The following is a 16,520-nucleotide window of genomic DNA, read 5'->3' as shown; positions in this document are numbered from 1 at the left end:
CTTTTAGCGTTTTAATTTTTTTGAAATATGAAAAAGGGCATCACCTTGATATACGATGGGCGCTTCATTTACATTAATTATAAAGCCTGAATTTGTTGCTTTTACTTCGTGGTTTAATTTGCCGTATGGATCTGTAATATGTCCTAAAATATCACCTTTCTTTACCTGAGACCCAATAGGGATGGAAGCACGAAACATTCCGGAAAAGCTGGCACGAATCCATCGGCTTTCATTAATAAATACCGTTTCTTTTTTAGGTTTTGAAGATTTCGATTTCAGATTCAGCATTCCAAAATGACTCAGTAAGCGTTTGGAACCATTAACGCCTGAATTCGTAACCGATTCATCAATGTGAAACGATTTTCCGCCTTCAAAAAGGAGCATGGGCTTGCCTAATTTATAGCAGGTATTTCTGAACGATTTGTTTAGATTCTTTGAATATAAAACAAACGGAGCTCCAAAAACCTTAGCTAAATCATTTAACTGTTTGTTTTCTTTAGTAATACGTATTTGCGGAGCATTAAAACGTCCTGAACCTCCCGTATGAAAGTCGATAATATAGTCGACATAAGGTACAATCTCATTAATGAGCTTATGGGCAACGCGACTTGCTAATGAACCATCAATGCTTCCGGGGAAAACACGGTTTAAATCACGGCCATCGGGGAATTCACGCTTTAAGTTTATAAAACCAAAAACATTAATAACCGGAATACAAATAATGGTACCGCATTTAGGTTTATTAATGCCTTTAGCTATAAGTTGTCTTACAATTTCAACGCCATTAACTTCATCTCCATGGATGCCTGCTGTAAATAATACAACAGGTCCAGGTTTTTTAGCACGTTCAATAATAACAGGAACATTAACCGGTGATGAGGTGTGAAGGTTGGCCACATCAAAATTAACTTCTCTGCTCTCCCCTGGAAAAATGCGGGTGTCGAGAATGGTTAAAATATCCGGTTTAGTAGTGTTCATATAGTTATTTACAGGCGACGATTTCTTTCAATATAGGTAATAATGTTTTTTGCGATATTTTTTCCGGTTGCTGCTTCAATACCTTCAAGACCGGGAGTTGAATTGACTTCTAATAGTAAAGGACCACGAGCCGATTGTAGCATATCGACACCACAAACAGGTAGTTTAAGTACTTTTGAAGCGTTCATAGCCAGACGTAATTCGGCTTCGTTTAGTTTTATAATATCGGCTGTTCCGCCACGGTGTAAATTGGAACGGAATTCACCTTCCTTACCTTGACGTTTCATAGCACCTACAACTTGTCCGTCTACAATTAAAGCACGAATATCGGCACCTTTGGCTTCACCAATAAATTCCTGAACAATCACACGGGCTTCCAAGCCATTAAAGGCTTCTAAAACCGATTCGGCTGCATTTTTAGTTTCAGCTAAAACCACTCCTAATCCTTGTGTGCCTTCTAGTAATTTTATAATTACTGGTACACCCCCAACATGTTCGATAACTTCTTCAACATCGCGCGAGTAGTTTGTGAAAACAGTTTTAGGCATACCAATCCCGGCTTTACTAAGACGCTGCAAGCTACGCAATTTATCGCGAGAGCGCTGGATGGCGTCCGATGTGGCAATAGTAAATACCCCCATCATTTCAAATTGACGTACTACAGCACAACCATAAAATGTGATGGATGCCCCAATACGCGGAATTACCGCATCGACATAATCTAAATAACGATCTTTGTAAAATATGGTAGGTTTTTCCTTTTCAATAATGATGTCACATTTTAAAGGGTCAATAATTTCAATTTTATGACCTCTTTTTTCGCCTTCTTCAATAAGTCTTTCTGTTGAGTATAGATTAGGATTTCTAGAAAGAATAACTATGTTCATTTGTTTTTATAATTATAGGAAACATTTTCTAAATCTACATCAACTAAAAATTTGCGTTTTAAAAACTGTCTTCCAATTAATACGGGGAATCTCATGTCGTCGCGTGTGCTTAAAGTTAAGTTAATCTTGTAAGATTTACCAAAAAAGATAACCTCAGATTTAATTTTATATCTGTTTTCTTTAAAGCCGTTGCTGCTTTTTACGTTGGTTCGCGAATACTCGTCGAAAACGATTTCGGTTTTCCCGAAATTTTCATGAACGTCGCTATGAAACGTAACTTTAAGGGTTTTGTTCTCTTCAACAATTTCAGAACAATGAATTGCAGAGGTATAGGCACCCGTGTCAACCTTAACGTTGATGTCGAATAAGCCTAATTTAGGGAAGCTTATAATGTCTGCCCTGCCTATAATTTTTTTGCTCATCTTGTGTTTTTAAATATGGGTGCAATGTACCAAATTAGTCGATTGAAAAATGATTTGCCCATAAAAGTTTGACAGATTTAATATAGTGAATTTTATCAATAAAAAATTAAATAATTACCTTTGAATTGATGGACAAACCTGCTCTAGAAATACAACTAAAAACCCTGCCAGATCAGCCGGGGGTTTATCAGTATTATGATGCTAACGGTACCATTATTTATGTAGGTAAAGCTAAGAATTTAAAGAAACGAGTAAGTTCTTATTTCACTAAAACACATGATAATGGTAAAACAAGAGTGCTTGTAAAGAAAATTGCAAGCATAAAACATATTGTGGTTGAAACTGAGACCGATGCACTGTTGTTGGAAAACAACTTGATTAAAAAGTATCAGCCCAGATATAACGTCATGCTTAAAGATGACAAGTCTTATCCGTGGATCTGTATTAAGAAAGAACGGTTCCCCAGAGTGTTTTCTACCCGTCGTGTATTTAAAGATGGTAGCGAATATTTCGGACCATACACCAGTATGAAAACCGTTTCGACCTTACTTGATTTAATTAAAGGATTATATTCGTTGCGTACCTGCAATTACGATTTATCGGAAGCTAAGATTGACGCCGGAAAATATAAAGTCTGTTTGGAATACCATTTAGGAAACTGTAAAGGGCCTTGCGAAGGTTACGAGAGTGAAGACGTTTACCAGGGGCATATTCAGGATATAAAAGAAATTTTAAAAGGAAATTTTAAAGATTCACTCAATCAGTTTCGGGAGCAAATGAATGCCTATGCCGCTGATATGCAGTTTGAAGAAGCGCAACGCATCAAAGAAAAGATTGAAGTTTTAGAGAACTATCAGGCGAAGTCAACTATTGTTAATCCGAAGATTAGTAATGTTGATGTCTTTTCCATTGTTAGTGATGAAGGCTATGGTTATGTCAACTTTCTGCAAATTTCTTATGGATCAATCATTCGCTCACATACACTGGAAATTAAAAAGAAACTGGACGAAAGTGATTTAGAACTGTTGGAGTTAGCCATTACCGAAATCAGACAACGATTCAATTCAAAATCAAGAGAAATTTATGTGCCTTTTGAAGTTGATTTAGGTGATGATATTAAAGTAACGGTTCCTAAACTCGGAGATAAAAAGCATATTCTGGATTTATCGGTTCGCAATGCGAAATATTATCGCATGGAACGTTTTAAACAGATTAAAATTACCGATCCAGACAGGCATGCCAATCGTATTATGGCGCAAATGAAGGCCGATTTACGCTTGCATGAAGAACCCAGACATATTGAATGTTTTGATAACTCCAATATTCAAGGAACAAATCCGGTAGCGGCATGTGTGGTTTTTAAAAATGGAAAACCAAGCAAAAAAGATTACCGCCATTTTAATATAAAAACAGTTGAGGGTCCCGACGATTTTGCATCGATGGAAGAGGTGGTGTATCGTCGTTACAAACGGTTATTGGATGAAGAGCAACCTTTACCGCAACTTATCATTATTGATGGAGGAAAAGGGCAACTCGGTTCGGCTTTGAAAAGTTTGGATGCTTTAGGTTTGCGCGGAAAAATTGCCATTATAGGTATAGCGAAGCGTTTGGAAGAGCTGTTTTATCCTGGAGATCCGGTGCCTTTGTATCTGGATAAAAAAAGCGAAAGTTTGAAAATTATTCAGCAATTGCGAAATGAAGCACACAGGTTTGGAATTGAACATCATAGAAACCGTCGCAGTAAAAATGCATTGAACACAGAACTTGAAACTATTTCTGGGATAGGTGAAAAAACAATCGTAGATTTATTAAAGCATTTTAAATCGGTAAAAAGAGTCGCTAATGCCAAACTTGATGAGTTAGAAGCTGTGGTTGGAACTTCAAGAGCCGAAAAAATATATAACTATTACCATAATAATTAGCTTGAATATGAGATTCATTTTAACAGTGTGCTTTATTTGTATTTGTTTTGCAGGTTTTTCGCAAAACATACAAAACGAAGATGTTAAGGTGGGGTTGGTATTGAGTGGAGGTGGAGCTAAAGGCTTGGCGCATATTGGGGTTTTAAAAGTTTTAGATAGTTTAGGTGTTAAAGTCGATTATGTTGCAGGAACGAGTATGGGAGCGGTTGTTGGAGGGCTTTATGCTTCTGGATATACAGGCAAACAGCTCGATTCCGTTTTCAGAGAAATAGATTTTGACAAGTTGATAAACGACGACATTCCAAGATCGTCAAAGGCTTTTTTTGAGCGTAATAATTCTGAAAAATACGCTGTTTCACTTCCGTTTGAAGATTTTAAAATTAAATTACCTTCGGCATTATCAAGAGGACAGAATACTTATAATTTAATTGCAAAATTAACCTTACATGCTAACGAAATGGAAGATTTCGATAAGTTGCCAATTCCATTTTTCTGTATTGCCACAAATGTTGAAACAGGTCAGCAGGTTGTTTTAGATCATGGCAATCTGGCGCAGTCGGTTATGGCAAGTGCAGCCTTACCTTCGTTATTTCAACCGGTAACCATTAACGATGAGGTTTTGATAGATGGAGGTGTCGTTAATAATTATCCTATTGACGAATTGCGAGCTAAGGGTATGGATGTTATTATTGGAGTCGATGTCCAGGATGGATTGGCAAGTAGAGACGAGTTGGGTTCTGCTCTTGATGTTTTACTTCAGATTAATAACTTCCGAACCATTCATGATATGAAGGAGAAGGGGAAACAGACCGATGTCTATATTAAACCTAATATCAAGGAATATTCGGTAGTGTCGTTTGATGAAGGTTCAAGTATAATTGAAAATGGAGTTCAGGCAGCCTTGGAGAAACAATTCGATTTAAAAATACTCATTCATAAAAATGCAAAACCTCATAATACTTCAATTGAAATCAAGCCGCAGGATTCTATTGCCATCAAGAGTATTGTAGTTCGTGGAAATGACAAATATACCCGTGCTTATGTTTTAGGGAAGTTAAAGTTGAAAAATAATGAAACTGTTAGTTATGATAAGTTTACTAAGGGAATAAATAATTTAATAGCAAGTGATAATTTTGATTCGTTTGAATATAAATTCAAAAAGCGACCGGGAACGGAAGGTTATGATTTGGTCACTTATTTAAAGGAAACCAAAACAACCACATTTTTAAAGTTAGGGCTGCATTACGATGAATTATATAAAAGTGCAGCGTTAGTAAATCTAACTAAAAAGCGTTTGTTTTTTGATAGTGATTTGGCTTCGTTAGATTTTATTCTGGGTGATAATGTGCGTTATAATTTTGAGTATTTTATCGATAAAGGCTTTTACTGGAGTATTGGCATAAAGTCCAGATTTAATCAGTTTAACAAAAGTATCAATGCGCAATTGCTGTTAGATAACGATTTTATTGTTGAACAAGACCTTAATAAAATAGAAACAAGCTTAGAAGATCAAACCAATCAAATTTATGTGCAAACCCTGTTTAGAAAAGATTTTGCTTTGGGGATGGGGGCAGAACATAAACGTCTTGAAATGAAATCGGAAACGCTATTGGTCGATAATCAGAAAAGAGAGGCTGTTTTTGAAAGCACCGATTATTTAAGTGTTTTTGGAACTTTAAAATTAGATAGTTACGATAATAAATATTTTCCAAAACGAGGATTGTATTTTGATGGCGATTTACACATGTATTTATGGGCTTCAAGTTTTAATGAAAATTTTGAAGATTTCACCATTGCCAAAGCAGATATGGGTTATGCTTTTAGTGTTTCTAAAAAACTGGCGTTTAACATTCAGTCAAGTGGTGGATTTAAAGTAGGAGACAAGTCTACTAAATCTTTAGATTTTGCTTTGGGCGGATACGGAAACAACTTTATAAATAATTTATCGCCGTTTCTTGGTTACGATTTTATTGAGTTAACGGGAAACAGCTTTGTTAAAGCTACTTTTATTGCAAATTTTGAGCTGTTCAAAAAACAGTACATCACATTGGAAGGAAACTTTGCCAATATTGAAGATGATATTTTCGATTCTGGTGAGTGGTTTACACTTCCGGATTATAGTGGTTATGCCTTAGGTTATGCTATCGATACCTTTTTGGGGCCGGTACAGGTTAAATATAGTTATTCACCCGAACTAAAGCACGGGCAATGGTATTTTAATGTTGGTTTTTGGTTTTAAAAACTGATAAATAATTATTATTTGCATCTTTTTTTTGCGATATTTGTAAAGCTATGCAGGTATTTTGGCAAGACTTATTACTGTTTTTACACTTCCTCATCAAGAGAAATCCTGAGTGAATGGAGTTTTGTGTCTATGTATTATATGAAGTTTAATTGATTTAAACTTTTACTTTTCTTTTTAACTATAAACTTACAAATAATGCCTTTTTATCATAAATTAGGGAGCATTCCGCATAAGCGTCACACACAGTTTAGAAAACCTGATGGTAGCTTGTATTATGAGCAATTGTTTGGTACTATTGGTTTCGACGGGATGTCTACAAACAGTTATCATGAGCAACGCCCAACACAGTTAAAAGCTATAAAAAATCAATATAGTGTGGCGCCTAAAATTGCGAAGTCTAACAACATTCAATCGTACCGTTTCCGTGGGTTTCAGGTGAAGCCTGAGTCAGACTATTTAGATAGTAGAAAAACAATTTTAGTCAATAAGGATTGCGCCATTATTCTGGCAGCACCACAGCAATCAACTAACGATTACTTTTATAAAAATACTGATGCCGACGAGCTGATATTTATTCATAAAGGCTCAGGTAAACTGCGAACACATTTAGGAAATCTCGATTTCAAGTATGGTGATTATTTATTAATCCCACGTGGAATCATTTATAAAATAGATTTTGATACTGAAGATAATCGACTGTTCATAGTAGAGTCACATCGTCCAATTTATACACCAAAGCGTTATAGAAACTGGTTTGGGCAATTATTAGAGCATTCACCGTTTTGCGAGCGTGATATAAGACGTCCGGAAGAATTGGAAACCTACAATGAAACAGGCGACTTTTTAATCAAGGTTAAGAAGCAAGGCGAGATTATAGAAATGGTTTATGCCACCCATCCGTTCGATGTGGTTGGTTATGATGGCTACAATTATCCGTATGCGTTTTCTATTTATGATTTCGAACCCATAACAGGTCGTGTACACCAACCGCCACCGGTACATCAAACTTTTGAAACCGATGCCTTTGTGGTTTGCAGTTTTGTGCCAAGATTGTATGATTATCATCCGCAAGCCATTCCGGCACCATACAATCATAGTAATATTGATAGTGATGAGGTGTTGTATTATGTAGATGGCGATTTTATGAGTCGTAACGATATCGAAGCAGGCCATATTTCATTACATCCTGCTGGTATTCCACATGGTCCGCATCCGGGAGCTACTGAGCGCAGTATTGGTAAAACTGAAACTGAAGAACTGGCCGTTATGGTCGATACGTTTAAACCGCTTATGGTTACCGAAGAAGCTATGAAAATTGCTGACGACGATTATTATAAATCCTGGTTGGAATAAGAATAAAACTAAATTAAACTCATAAACAGAAATATTAAACTAATGAGCAAAGACATTAAATCCGTTGATTACGGTTTAGAAAAAATATTTAAAGGAGCGAAGGATTTTCTTCCGCTTTTAGGAACAGATTATGTCGAATTTTATGTGGGTAATGCTAAGCAGGCAGCCCATTTTTACAAAACAGCATTCGGCTTTCAGTCGTATGCTTACAAAGGATTGGAAACCGGTTCGAGAGAAACTGTGAGTTATGTGTTAAAACAAGACAAAATCAAGTTGGTACTCACCACACCGCTAAATAGTAGATCTCCAATTAACGATCATATTGTAAAGCACGGCGATGGTGTAAAAGTTGTAGCCCTTTGGGTGGATGATGCAAGACAGGCGTATAAGGAAACAACCAGTCGAGGAGCAAAATCTTTCATGGAACCTACTGTTGAGACCGATGAATATGGAGAGGTTGTGCGTTCAGGAATTTACACTTATGGTGAAACCGTGCATATGTTTGTTGAGCGTAAAAATTATACCGGCACATTTATGCCGGGATTCCGTGAGTGGAAATCAGATTATAATCCGGATTCGGTAGGTTTAAAATACATCGACCATATGGTTGGAAATGTAGGCTGGGGACAAATGAATACCTGGGTAAAATGGTATGAAGATGTTATGGGGTTTGAGAATTTCTTATCGTTCGACGATAAACAAATTCATACTGAATATTCTGCCCTTATGAGTAAGGTGATGAGTAATGGCAACGGACGTATTAAATTCCCGATTAATGAACCGGCCGAAGGCAAGAAAAAATCACAGATTGAAGAGTATCTTGATTTTTATGAAGGTGCAGGTGTACAGCATATTGCTGTCGCAACCGATGATATTATTAGTACGGTATCAAGTTTGAGAGCAAGAGGTGTAGAGTTCTTATCAACGCCTCCAGAAGCGTATTATGCAGCGGTACCAGAACGATTACAGGCGCACGATCATCAATTGCGCGAAGATATTGAAACTTTAAAAAGTCTGGGTATCATGATCGATGCCGACGAAGAAGGGTACTTATTACAAATTTTTACTAAACCGGTTGAAGACCGACCAACATTGTTTTTCGAAATTATCCAACGTATGGGTGCTAAAGGTTTCGGAGCAGGAAATTTTAAAGCCTTGTTTGAATCTATCGAGAGAGAACAGGCCAACAGAGGGACGCTTTAATTATAATTTTAAGTTTGATGAAGAGCTATCATTTATTTGATAGCTTTTTTTGTTTTCGGGTGTAACAATTTAACTTAAAGGTCTTCTTAATATTACAGGGCGAACCACTAATTTTTATATTTTTGGAATAGTAATTGTAATTCCATAATTAAAACGCAATAAAAACTTAGTTGAAAAGTTAATTACAAGCACCCGAATCACATGAAAAAAACACTACTTATATTATCCGTTTTACTAACCATGCCGCTCTCATATGCTCAGCAGGAGTCTTCCTTTGGCACCGGAGAATGGTTTAAGTTTAAAATGAGTTATAGTGGATTTTTAAAGGCAGGTAACGCAACACTTACGGTTAAAGACGCAAAGATAGATGGTAAGGACGTATATCATGTAGTAGGTAAAGGCTGGACCACCGGAATGATTAAATGGTTCTTTAGAGTAGAAGATCTTTATGAAAGTTACTTCGATAAGGAAGCTATTAAGCCTTATAAATTTATTCGTAAAATAGATGAGGGTGGCCACATAAAAGATATTGAAATTAATTTCGATCAAACTAAGAATAAAGCCCATGTGTTTAATAAAAAGCACAATACCAAAAGGGTTTTTGATACGCCTGTGAATGTTCAGGATATGGTATCGACGTATTATTACTTACGTGATAATATAGATATTAAATCCTTAAAAAAAGGTCAGGAAATTAGAACTGATATGTTTTTCGATGAAGAAAACTATGGTTTTAAATTAAAGTATTTAGGTGAAGAAGTTATTGAAACCGATTTTGGGAATGTTCTTGCTTTAAAATTCAGACCATATGTTATGGCAGGTCGTGTGTTTAAAGAGGAAGAAAGTTTAACGCTTTGGGTTTCAAAAGATAAAAATAAAGTACCTTTACGAATCAAAGCAGACCTTGCTGTAGGGTCGTTGAGAGCAGACTTAGAAGCTTACAAAGGCTTGAAACATTCATTTAAAATTATAGCTGGAAAAAACTAGAGACTTTGGATAAAAAAATAACCAATCAACTAAAGGAAAAATATGAGGCAATAGACCAGGATGTCGAAGATTATCTGGAAGGTTTGTTGCAAAGTAAGCCTTTAAACTATTGGGATTATATTCAAACCGATGCCTTATTAAATCTTCAGGTACAACGCACCACGTTTAAAGATGAAATGGTATTTATCATGTATCATCAGGTAAACGAATTATTGTTTAAAATGATACTTTGGGAAATCGATCAGGTAGCTAAAACTAAAAAAGTTGAAGCCGATTTCTATACTACAAAAATCATGCGTATTAGTCGCTATTTCGATATGCTAACCTCGTCTTTCAGTATTATGAAAGACGGTATGGATTTAGAGCAGTACAATGAGTTTAGAAAAACCTTAACGCCAGCCAGCGGATTTCAAAGTGCGCAGTACCGAAAAATAGAATTCGCTTCTACTGAATTAATCAATCTAATCGACAAGCGTTTTAGAGATACAATTGACAGAAATTCGTCTTACGAGAATGCTTTTGAACATTTATACTGGCAGGCAGCAGGAAAAGACTATAAAACAGGTAAAAAGAGTTACACTTTAACAGTTTTTGAAGAAAAATACAAAGACGAATTCATTAGATTTACCAAATTTTATTATAAAAACAATTTATACGCGAAATATAAGGCGCTTCCAAAGGAGGCTCAAGAAAATGAAGCGTTAATAAAAGCCATGCGTCATTACGATTATACCGTTAATATTAAATGGGTTATGGCACATTATAATACAGCAAATCATTATTTAAATATTGGCGGAAAGACCGCCGAAGCAACAGGAGGGAGTGAATGGGTAAAATACATGCACCCGAAATATCAAAAGAGAATATTTTTTCCAGAGTTATGGACAGAGCAAGAAAAAGAAAATTGGGGAACAGATATTTAACAATTATACCGCTATTGGCCTTAGGGTTGGTAAGCTGCAAAGACAAAGAAAAACCGGTAGTAGAGCAAAAGGAGATAGCTATAGTTGAACCAAAAGAACACATAGAATTCGGATTTAACTTTAACGATTATGTAGTTAAACGCGATACAGTAAAATCGGGAGAGAGTTTTGGCCAGATTTTAGAACGTAATAAAATAGGATACCCTCAAATTTTTCATATCGCTGAAACAGCAAAGGAGACTTACGATATTGCAAGATATCTTCAAAAAGGGAGGCCTTATACGTTACTGTGTTCTAAAGATTCGTTAGAGATTCCTGAAAAGTTTATTTATCAGCCAAGTGTAGAGGAGTATATTGTAGTTAGTTTTAAAGATTCGATTCACGCCTACAAGAGTAAAAAGCCAATAAAGTATGTAGAAAAAGTCTACACAGGTGTTATTAATAGTAACATTTCGCAAACTTTAGATGACGATGGCTTAAGTTTGGTTTTAGCCTATAAAATGTCTGATATTTATGCATGGACTATCGATTTTACAAGACTTCAAAAAGGCGATCGTTTCAAAGTTATTTACACCGATAAGTATATCGATGATACCATTTATGCAGGTATTAATAGAATAAAGGCAGCTTATTTTGAGCATAATAGCGAACCTTTTTATGCTTTTAGATTTAAAACCGATAGCGTTAAAGGGTTAACCGATTTTTATAACGAAGAAGCAAAAACATTACGTCGTGCATTTTTAAAAGCACCAGTTGAGTATAAAAGAATTTCTTCGCGTTATAATTTAAACAGAAGAATCGCTTTGTATGGTAATAAAGTACGTCCGCATAAAGGAACTGATTTTGCAGCGAATATTGGAACTCCAATTGTTGCTACAGCAAGTGGAAAGGTTACAAAATCAAGTTATACCGGCGGAAATGGTAATTATGTAAAGATTCGTCATAACAAGGTATATGAAACGCAGTATTTACACATGCAGAAACGTAAGGTAAAAGCAGGTGATTATGTGAAACAGGGCGATGTTATTGGTTGGGTAGGTATGACCGGAAATACGTCGGGGCCTCATGTGTGTTACCGTTTCTGGAAAAATGGTGTTCAGGTCGATCCGTTTAGACAAAAATTGCCGGAAGCAGAACCTATTGCCGATAGTTTAAAAGACAAATATTTAGAGTTTATAAAACCAATAAAATATCAACTTGATAATACAAACTTTAAACCTCAAAAACTTGAGGAAGACGAACTAAAACAACCAGAAATCAGACAAGCAACTTCTTAATTATGGCATTACCAAACATTAATCCAACCGAAACAAAGTCTTGGAAAAAACTTCAAGATCATTTTGAGAACATAAATGATGTGCACATGAAAGATTTGTTTGCTCAGGATGACGAGCGAGCAAATAAGTTCACTATTAAATGGGACGACTTTTATGTCGATTATTCTAAAAACCGAATAACCGAAGAAACTATAAAATATTTGTTAGAGTTGGCCGATGAGGTAAAATTAAAAGAGGCCATAAACAGTCAGTTTTCAGGAGAAACCATCAATCAAACCGAAGGGCGTGCCGTATTGCACATGGCTCTTCGTGCGCCTCAGTCTGCCGATTTTAAGGTAGATGGTGTAAATGTGATGCCTGAAATTTATGAGGTAAAAAAGAAAATTGAAAAGTTTACTAACGATGTAGTAAACGGACACCTAACGGGGTATACAGGAAAAACGTTTACCGATATTGTTAATATTGGTATTGGGGGATCAGATTTAGGACCGGCAATGGTTGTAGATGCGCTTCAGTATTACAAAAATCATTTAACCACACATTTCGTGAGTAATGTGGATGGTGATCATGTAAATGAGGTGATTAAAAAACTGAATCCTGAAACTACTCTTTTTGTAATTGTATCTAAAACCTTTACAACTCAGGAAACGCTTTCAAATGCTAATACCATAAAAACATGGTTTTTAAAATCAGCCGATGAAACAGCGATTGCTCAACATTTCGTTGCTGTATCCACCAATATTACGAATGTAAAAGCTTTCGGAATTGATGAAAATAATATTTTCCCGATGTGGGATTGGGTTGGTGGTCGTTTCTCGCTTTGGAGTGCGGTAGGTTTATCTATTAGTTTATCTATTGGTTATAATAATTTTGAAAACCTGCTGAAAGGTGCTCATAAAATGGATGAGCATTTTAAAAATGAAGATTTCAGCCAAAACATTCCGGTTATTTTAGCTTTAATAAGTGTGTGGTATAACAACTTTTTTAAAGCTGAAAGCGAAGCTATTATACCGTATTCGCAATACCTTAATCAGTTTGCAACCTATTTGCAGCAAGGTATTATGGAAAGTAATGGTAAAAGTGTTGATAGAAATGGAAACCCGATTGACTACCAAACCGGAACGATTATCTGGGGAGAGCCAGGAACCAATGCGCAGCATGCCTTTTTCCAATTAATACATCAAGGAACTAAATTGATTCCTTCCGATTTTATTGGTTTTACTCATTCGTTACATAATAACAAAGATCACCAGGATAAATTAATCTCCAACTTTTTAGCACAAACCGAAGCTTTGTTAAACGGAAAGACTAAAGAAGAAGTTTTAGCTGAAGGAACTACAGGTAGTTTGGTGCCTTTTAAAGTGTTTGAAGGTAATAAGCCTACAAATACGGTGTTTATTAACAAGTTGTCACCAGAGAGTTTAGGAAAATTAATAGCCATGTATGAGCATAAGATATTTGTACAAGGTATTATCTGGAATATCTTTAGCTATGATCAATTTGGGGTAGAATTAGGTAAACAATTAGCTAATAAAATTTTACATGAATTTAACAATAGTGCGGATTCTAAACATGATTCCTCAACACAGAATTTGTTGAATTATTATAAAGGAAATTCGTAAAACACAAAGAATTTCTCATCATAAATATGAAAACGCGTCAGTATATTTAATACTGGCGCGTTTTTTTTATCAACAATCGTTAAAATAATTAACATATTGGTAATGAATGTTTTCTGATTATCCGTATTTTTATGTCGACTAATTCAAATAATTAATTATGAAAAAAACCACTCAGTTTATAATGCTCGCGGTGGCATTATTATTTACTTCAGTTATTTTGGCACAAACTACAATTAAAGGGGTAGTTGTAGAAGCTGGAATAAACATGCCTCTTCCAGGCGCTAATGTTATAGAAAAGGGGACAACCAACGGAGTTGTAACAGATTTCGATGGAAACTTTACATTAGAAACGGAATCAAGTTCAGGAGAAATTTTAATCACTTATGTGGGGTATACTACAAAAACGATAGCTTTCTCTAAAGGCGGAGATTTAGGCACCATATCTATGGAGTCTAGTCAGGTAGGTTTACAGGAAATTCAAATTATAGCATCTGTAGCTGTAGATAGAAAAACACCTGTGGCTGTGTCTACAATTAAATCGGAAGAGATTTCCTTAAAATTAAGTACTCAAGAGTTCCCTGAAATTTTAAAAGCTACGCCAGGTGTTTATGCAACTCGTGCCGGTGGTGGTTATGGTGATGGTAGAATTAATCTTCGAGGATTTGATTCGGAGAATGTCGCTGTAATGATTAATGGGGTTCCTGTTAATGATATGGAAAACGGAGCTGTATACTGGTCTAACTGGGCTGGTTTAGGAGATGTTACATCGTCTATGCAGGTTCAAAGAGGTTTAGGGGCATCGAAAGTTGCCGTATCTTCCGTTGGTGGTACCATTAATATCATTACTAAATCTACCGATGCAGAACAAGGTGGAAATGTATATTCAAGTATTGGTAATAATGGTTATTTAAAATACGGAATGACCTATTCAACCGGATTAACCGAAAAAGGTTTTGCAGCAACTGTTAGTGCTTCTAAAATTTCTGGTGATGGTTATGTTGATGGAACCGAGTTTTCAGGATATAACTATTTTGTGAGTTTAGCACAACAGTTAAATGAACAACACAGGTTAACATTTACTGCTTTTGGAGCACAGCAAACACATGGTCAGCGTTATAATCGTTCAACAATTGCAGAATTGTTAGATACCGATTCTGGACCTAAAAAAGCGAATAAAGACTGGGGTTATAAAAATGGAGAAGTATACCATCAATCATTTAACTTCTACCATAAGCCACAAATCTCTTTAAATCATTTATGGGAGATTAATGAGAATTCTGCTTTATCTACTGCTTTATACGCATCATTTGGATCAGGGGGTGGTCGTAGAGATGAAGGTTCTAAAATTGGATCTAGCGAATATCGTATTGGAGGTTCAGGCTTACAACCTATAGATTTCGATAGAGTTATTGAAGAAAATATAGCTAACGGAGCAGCTGGTTCTACAGATATTATTTCGTCTTCCAGAAACTCTCATGAATGGTATGGTTTATTGTCAACTTATAAAAATAAAATCAACGATCAGTTAACCATTTCAGGTGGTTTAGATGGACGTTATTATATAGGGTCTCATTGGTATGAAGTTGATGATTTATTAGGTGGACAATTCTTTTTAGATAATGAAACTGATACTTTTGCGTATGGAAAGCCATTACGTGTTGGTGATAAATACAATAAAGATTACGATGGTGTGGTATTGAGAACTGGACTTTTTGGACAGGCAGAATATCAATTAACAGATGCGTTAAATTTCTTCGTTGCTGCTGATATTTCTAACAGCAGTTATAAGCAAAAGGAATTTATGAACAGTGAACTTACAGGAAGTCGTTCTTCAGATTATGTAGACTTCTTAGGCTTTGGTGTAAAAGGTGGTGGTAACTACAATTTAGACATTAATAACAATGTATTCGTAAACATTGGTTACTTCTCAAAAGCCCCATTTTTAGATAATGTATTCTTAGATGAAGATGGTAACGTTCCTAATGCCGATGCAGTAAATGAAAAGGTATTTAGTGCTGAGTTAGGCTATGGATACAGAAGTGAAAAGTTATCTGCTAATGTAAATATCTATTATACGAAATGGTTAGATAAGGCTTACAGTGGATCGCTTCAAGGCGCAAACGATGAATTATATTTTTACAATTTATTAGGTATCGATGCTTTACACCAAGGTATTGAGGTAGATTTAAGATATAAATTAACAGATAAATTATCATTTACAGGGATGGCTTCATTAGGAGACTGGAAATGGAAAAGTAATACATCTGCCCAGGTGCAAGATCAAGGTGGTACTGTTATAGATGAAGTTGTTGTAATTGCCGATGGTATTAAAGTGGGTGATGCAGCACAAACAACATTTGCTTTAGGTGCTAAATATAAACTTGCTCCTAAATCTTCAATCTACGCTGATTATAACTTTGCCGGAGATAACTATGCTTCATACGACGTTACAAACAGATCTAGTGCCGATTTACCAGACGTTTGGAAATTACCTGATTTTGGACTTTTCGACCTGGGTTTAACTCATGCTTTTGATATGGGTGGGTTTGAAGCCGTATTAAACGGTAAAATTAATAACGTGTTTAATACTGAATATATTTCTGATGCTAATGATGTTGATGGTACAGCATCTACTGCTCTAGTTTACTATGGTGCAGGAAGAACTTACAGTGTTGGTTTAAAACTTAATTTTTAAAAAGAA

Annotated in this window: 12 protein-coding genes; 9 read left to right on the top strand and 3 right to left on the bottom strand. The window is 35.7% G+C overall.

Going from position 1 to position 16,520, the window contains the following annotated elements; all coding sequences use genetic code 11:
• Positions 1–3: 3 nt before the first annotated feature.
• The 3 genes from NO995_RS05005 to NO995_RS04995 are packed head-to-tail and all read right to left on the bottom strand — an operon-like array spanning position 4 to position 2,287.
• Entirely contained in the window at positions 4–978 is a 975-nt protein-coding gene (locus NO995_RS05005; RefSeq protein WP_240572240.1) for a succinylglutamate desuccinylase/aspartoacylase family protein, read from the bottom strand.
• Between the two features lie 8 nt (positions 979–986).
• Positions 987–1,865, bottom strand: coding sequence for a 30S ribosomal protein S6--L-glutamate ligase (gene rimK, locus NO995_RS05000; RefSeq protein ID WP_240572239.1), 879 nt, complete (start codon positions 1,863–1,865; stop codon positions 987–989).
• Positions 1,862–2,287 carry a RimK/LysX family protein gene (locus NO995_RS04995; RefSeq protein WP_240572238.1) on the bottom strand — a complete coding sequence of 142 codons (426 nt, stop codon included), beginning with the start codon at positions 2,285–2,287 and terminating at the stop codon, positions 1,862–1,864. Before NO995_RS04995 ends, rimK begins: the two co-directional genes overlap by 4 nt.
• 128 nt (positions 2,288–2,415) lie before the next feature.
• Here NO995_RS04995 and uvrC point away from each other — a divergent pair, with 128 nt between their 5' ends.
• From uvrC to NO995_RS04950, 9 genes are all read left to right on the top strand, one after another.
• On the top strand, positions 2,416–4,209 hold the full coding sequence (uvrC, locus tag NO995_RS04990) for an excinuclease ABC subunit UvrC (protein ID WP_258226529.1): 1,794 nt from the start codon (positions 2,416–2,418) through the stop codon (positions 4,207–4,209).
• Between the two features lie 7 nt (positions 4,210–4,216).
• Entirely contained in the window at positions 4,217–6,448 is a 2,232-nt protein-coding gene (locus NO995_RS04985) for a patatin-like phospholipase family protein (RefSeq protein ID WP_258226528.1), read from the top strand.
• Between the two features lie 201 nt (positions 6,449–6,649).
• Complete coding sequence (locus tag NO995_RS04980; protein ID WP_258226527.1) at positions 6,650–7,807, top strand: homogentisate 1,2-dioxygenase; 1,158 nt, start codon at positions 6,650–6,652, stop codon at positions 7,805–7,807.
• A gap of 42 nt (positions 7,808–7,849) precedes the next feature.
• The gene (hppD, locus tag NO995_RS04975) at positions 7,850–9,010 is read left to right on the top strand and encodes a 4-hydroxyphenylpyruvate dioxygenase (RefSeq protein WP_258226526.1); all 1,161 of its coding nucleotides are present in this window, start codon (positions 7,850–7,852) and stop codon (positions 9,008–9,010) included.
• Between the two features lie 201 nt (positions 9,011–9,211).
• Positions 9,212–9,997 (top strand): DUF3108 domain-containing protein, encoded by a 786-nt coding sequence (locus NO995_RS04970; protein ID WP_240572234.1) that lies wholly within the window; start codon positions 9,212–9,214, stop codon positions 9,995–9,997.
• Positions 9,998–10,002: 5 nt separating this feature from the next.
• The gene (locus NO995_RS04965) at positions 10,003–10,920 is read left to right on the top strand and encodes a tryptophan 2,3-dioxygenase family protein (RefSeq protein WP_258226525.1); all 918 of its coding nucleotides are present in this window, start codon (positions 10,003–10,005) and stop codon (positions 10,918–10,920) included.
• Positions 10,878–12,197 carry a peptidoglycan DD-metalloendopeptidase family protein gene (locus NO995_RS04960; protein WP_258226892.1) on the top strand — a complete coding sequence of 440 codons (1,320 nt, stop codon included), beginning with the start codon at positions 10,878–10,880 and terminating at the stop codon, positions 12,195–12,197. The genes NO995_RS04965 and NO995_RS04960 overlap by 43 nt, the downstream gene beginning before the upstream one ends.
• 2 nt (positions 12,198–12,199) lie before the next feature.
• Positions 12,200–13,819: a glucose-6-phosphate isomerase gene (gene pgi, locus NO995_RS04955; protein WP_258226524.1), complete on the top strand. Its 1,620-nt coding sequence runs from the start codon at positions 12,200–12,202 to the stop codon at positions 13,817–13,819.
• Between the two features lie 157 nt (positions 13,820–13,976).
• Complete coding sequence (locus tag NO995_RS04950) at positions 13,977–16,514, top strand: TonB-dependent receptor domain-containing protein (RefSeq protein WP_240572231.1); 2,538 nt, start codon at positions 13,977–13,979, stop codon at positions 16,512–16,514.
• Positions 16,515–16,520 lie beyond the last annotated feature (6 nt).

It is taken from the genome of Aestuariibaculum sp. M13 (assembly GCF_024723255.1).
In the GTDB taxonomy this organism is placed as follows: domain Bacteria; phylum Bacteroidota; class Bacteroidia; order Flavobacteriales; family Flavobacteriaceae; genus Aestuariibaculum; species Aestuariibaculum lutulentum.
This window is presented reverse-complemented; position numbering and strand designations above follow the sequence as displayed.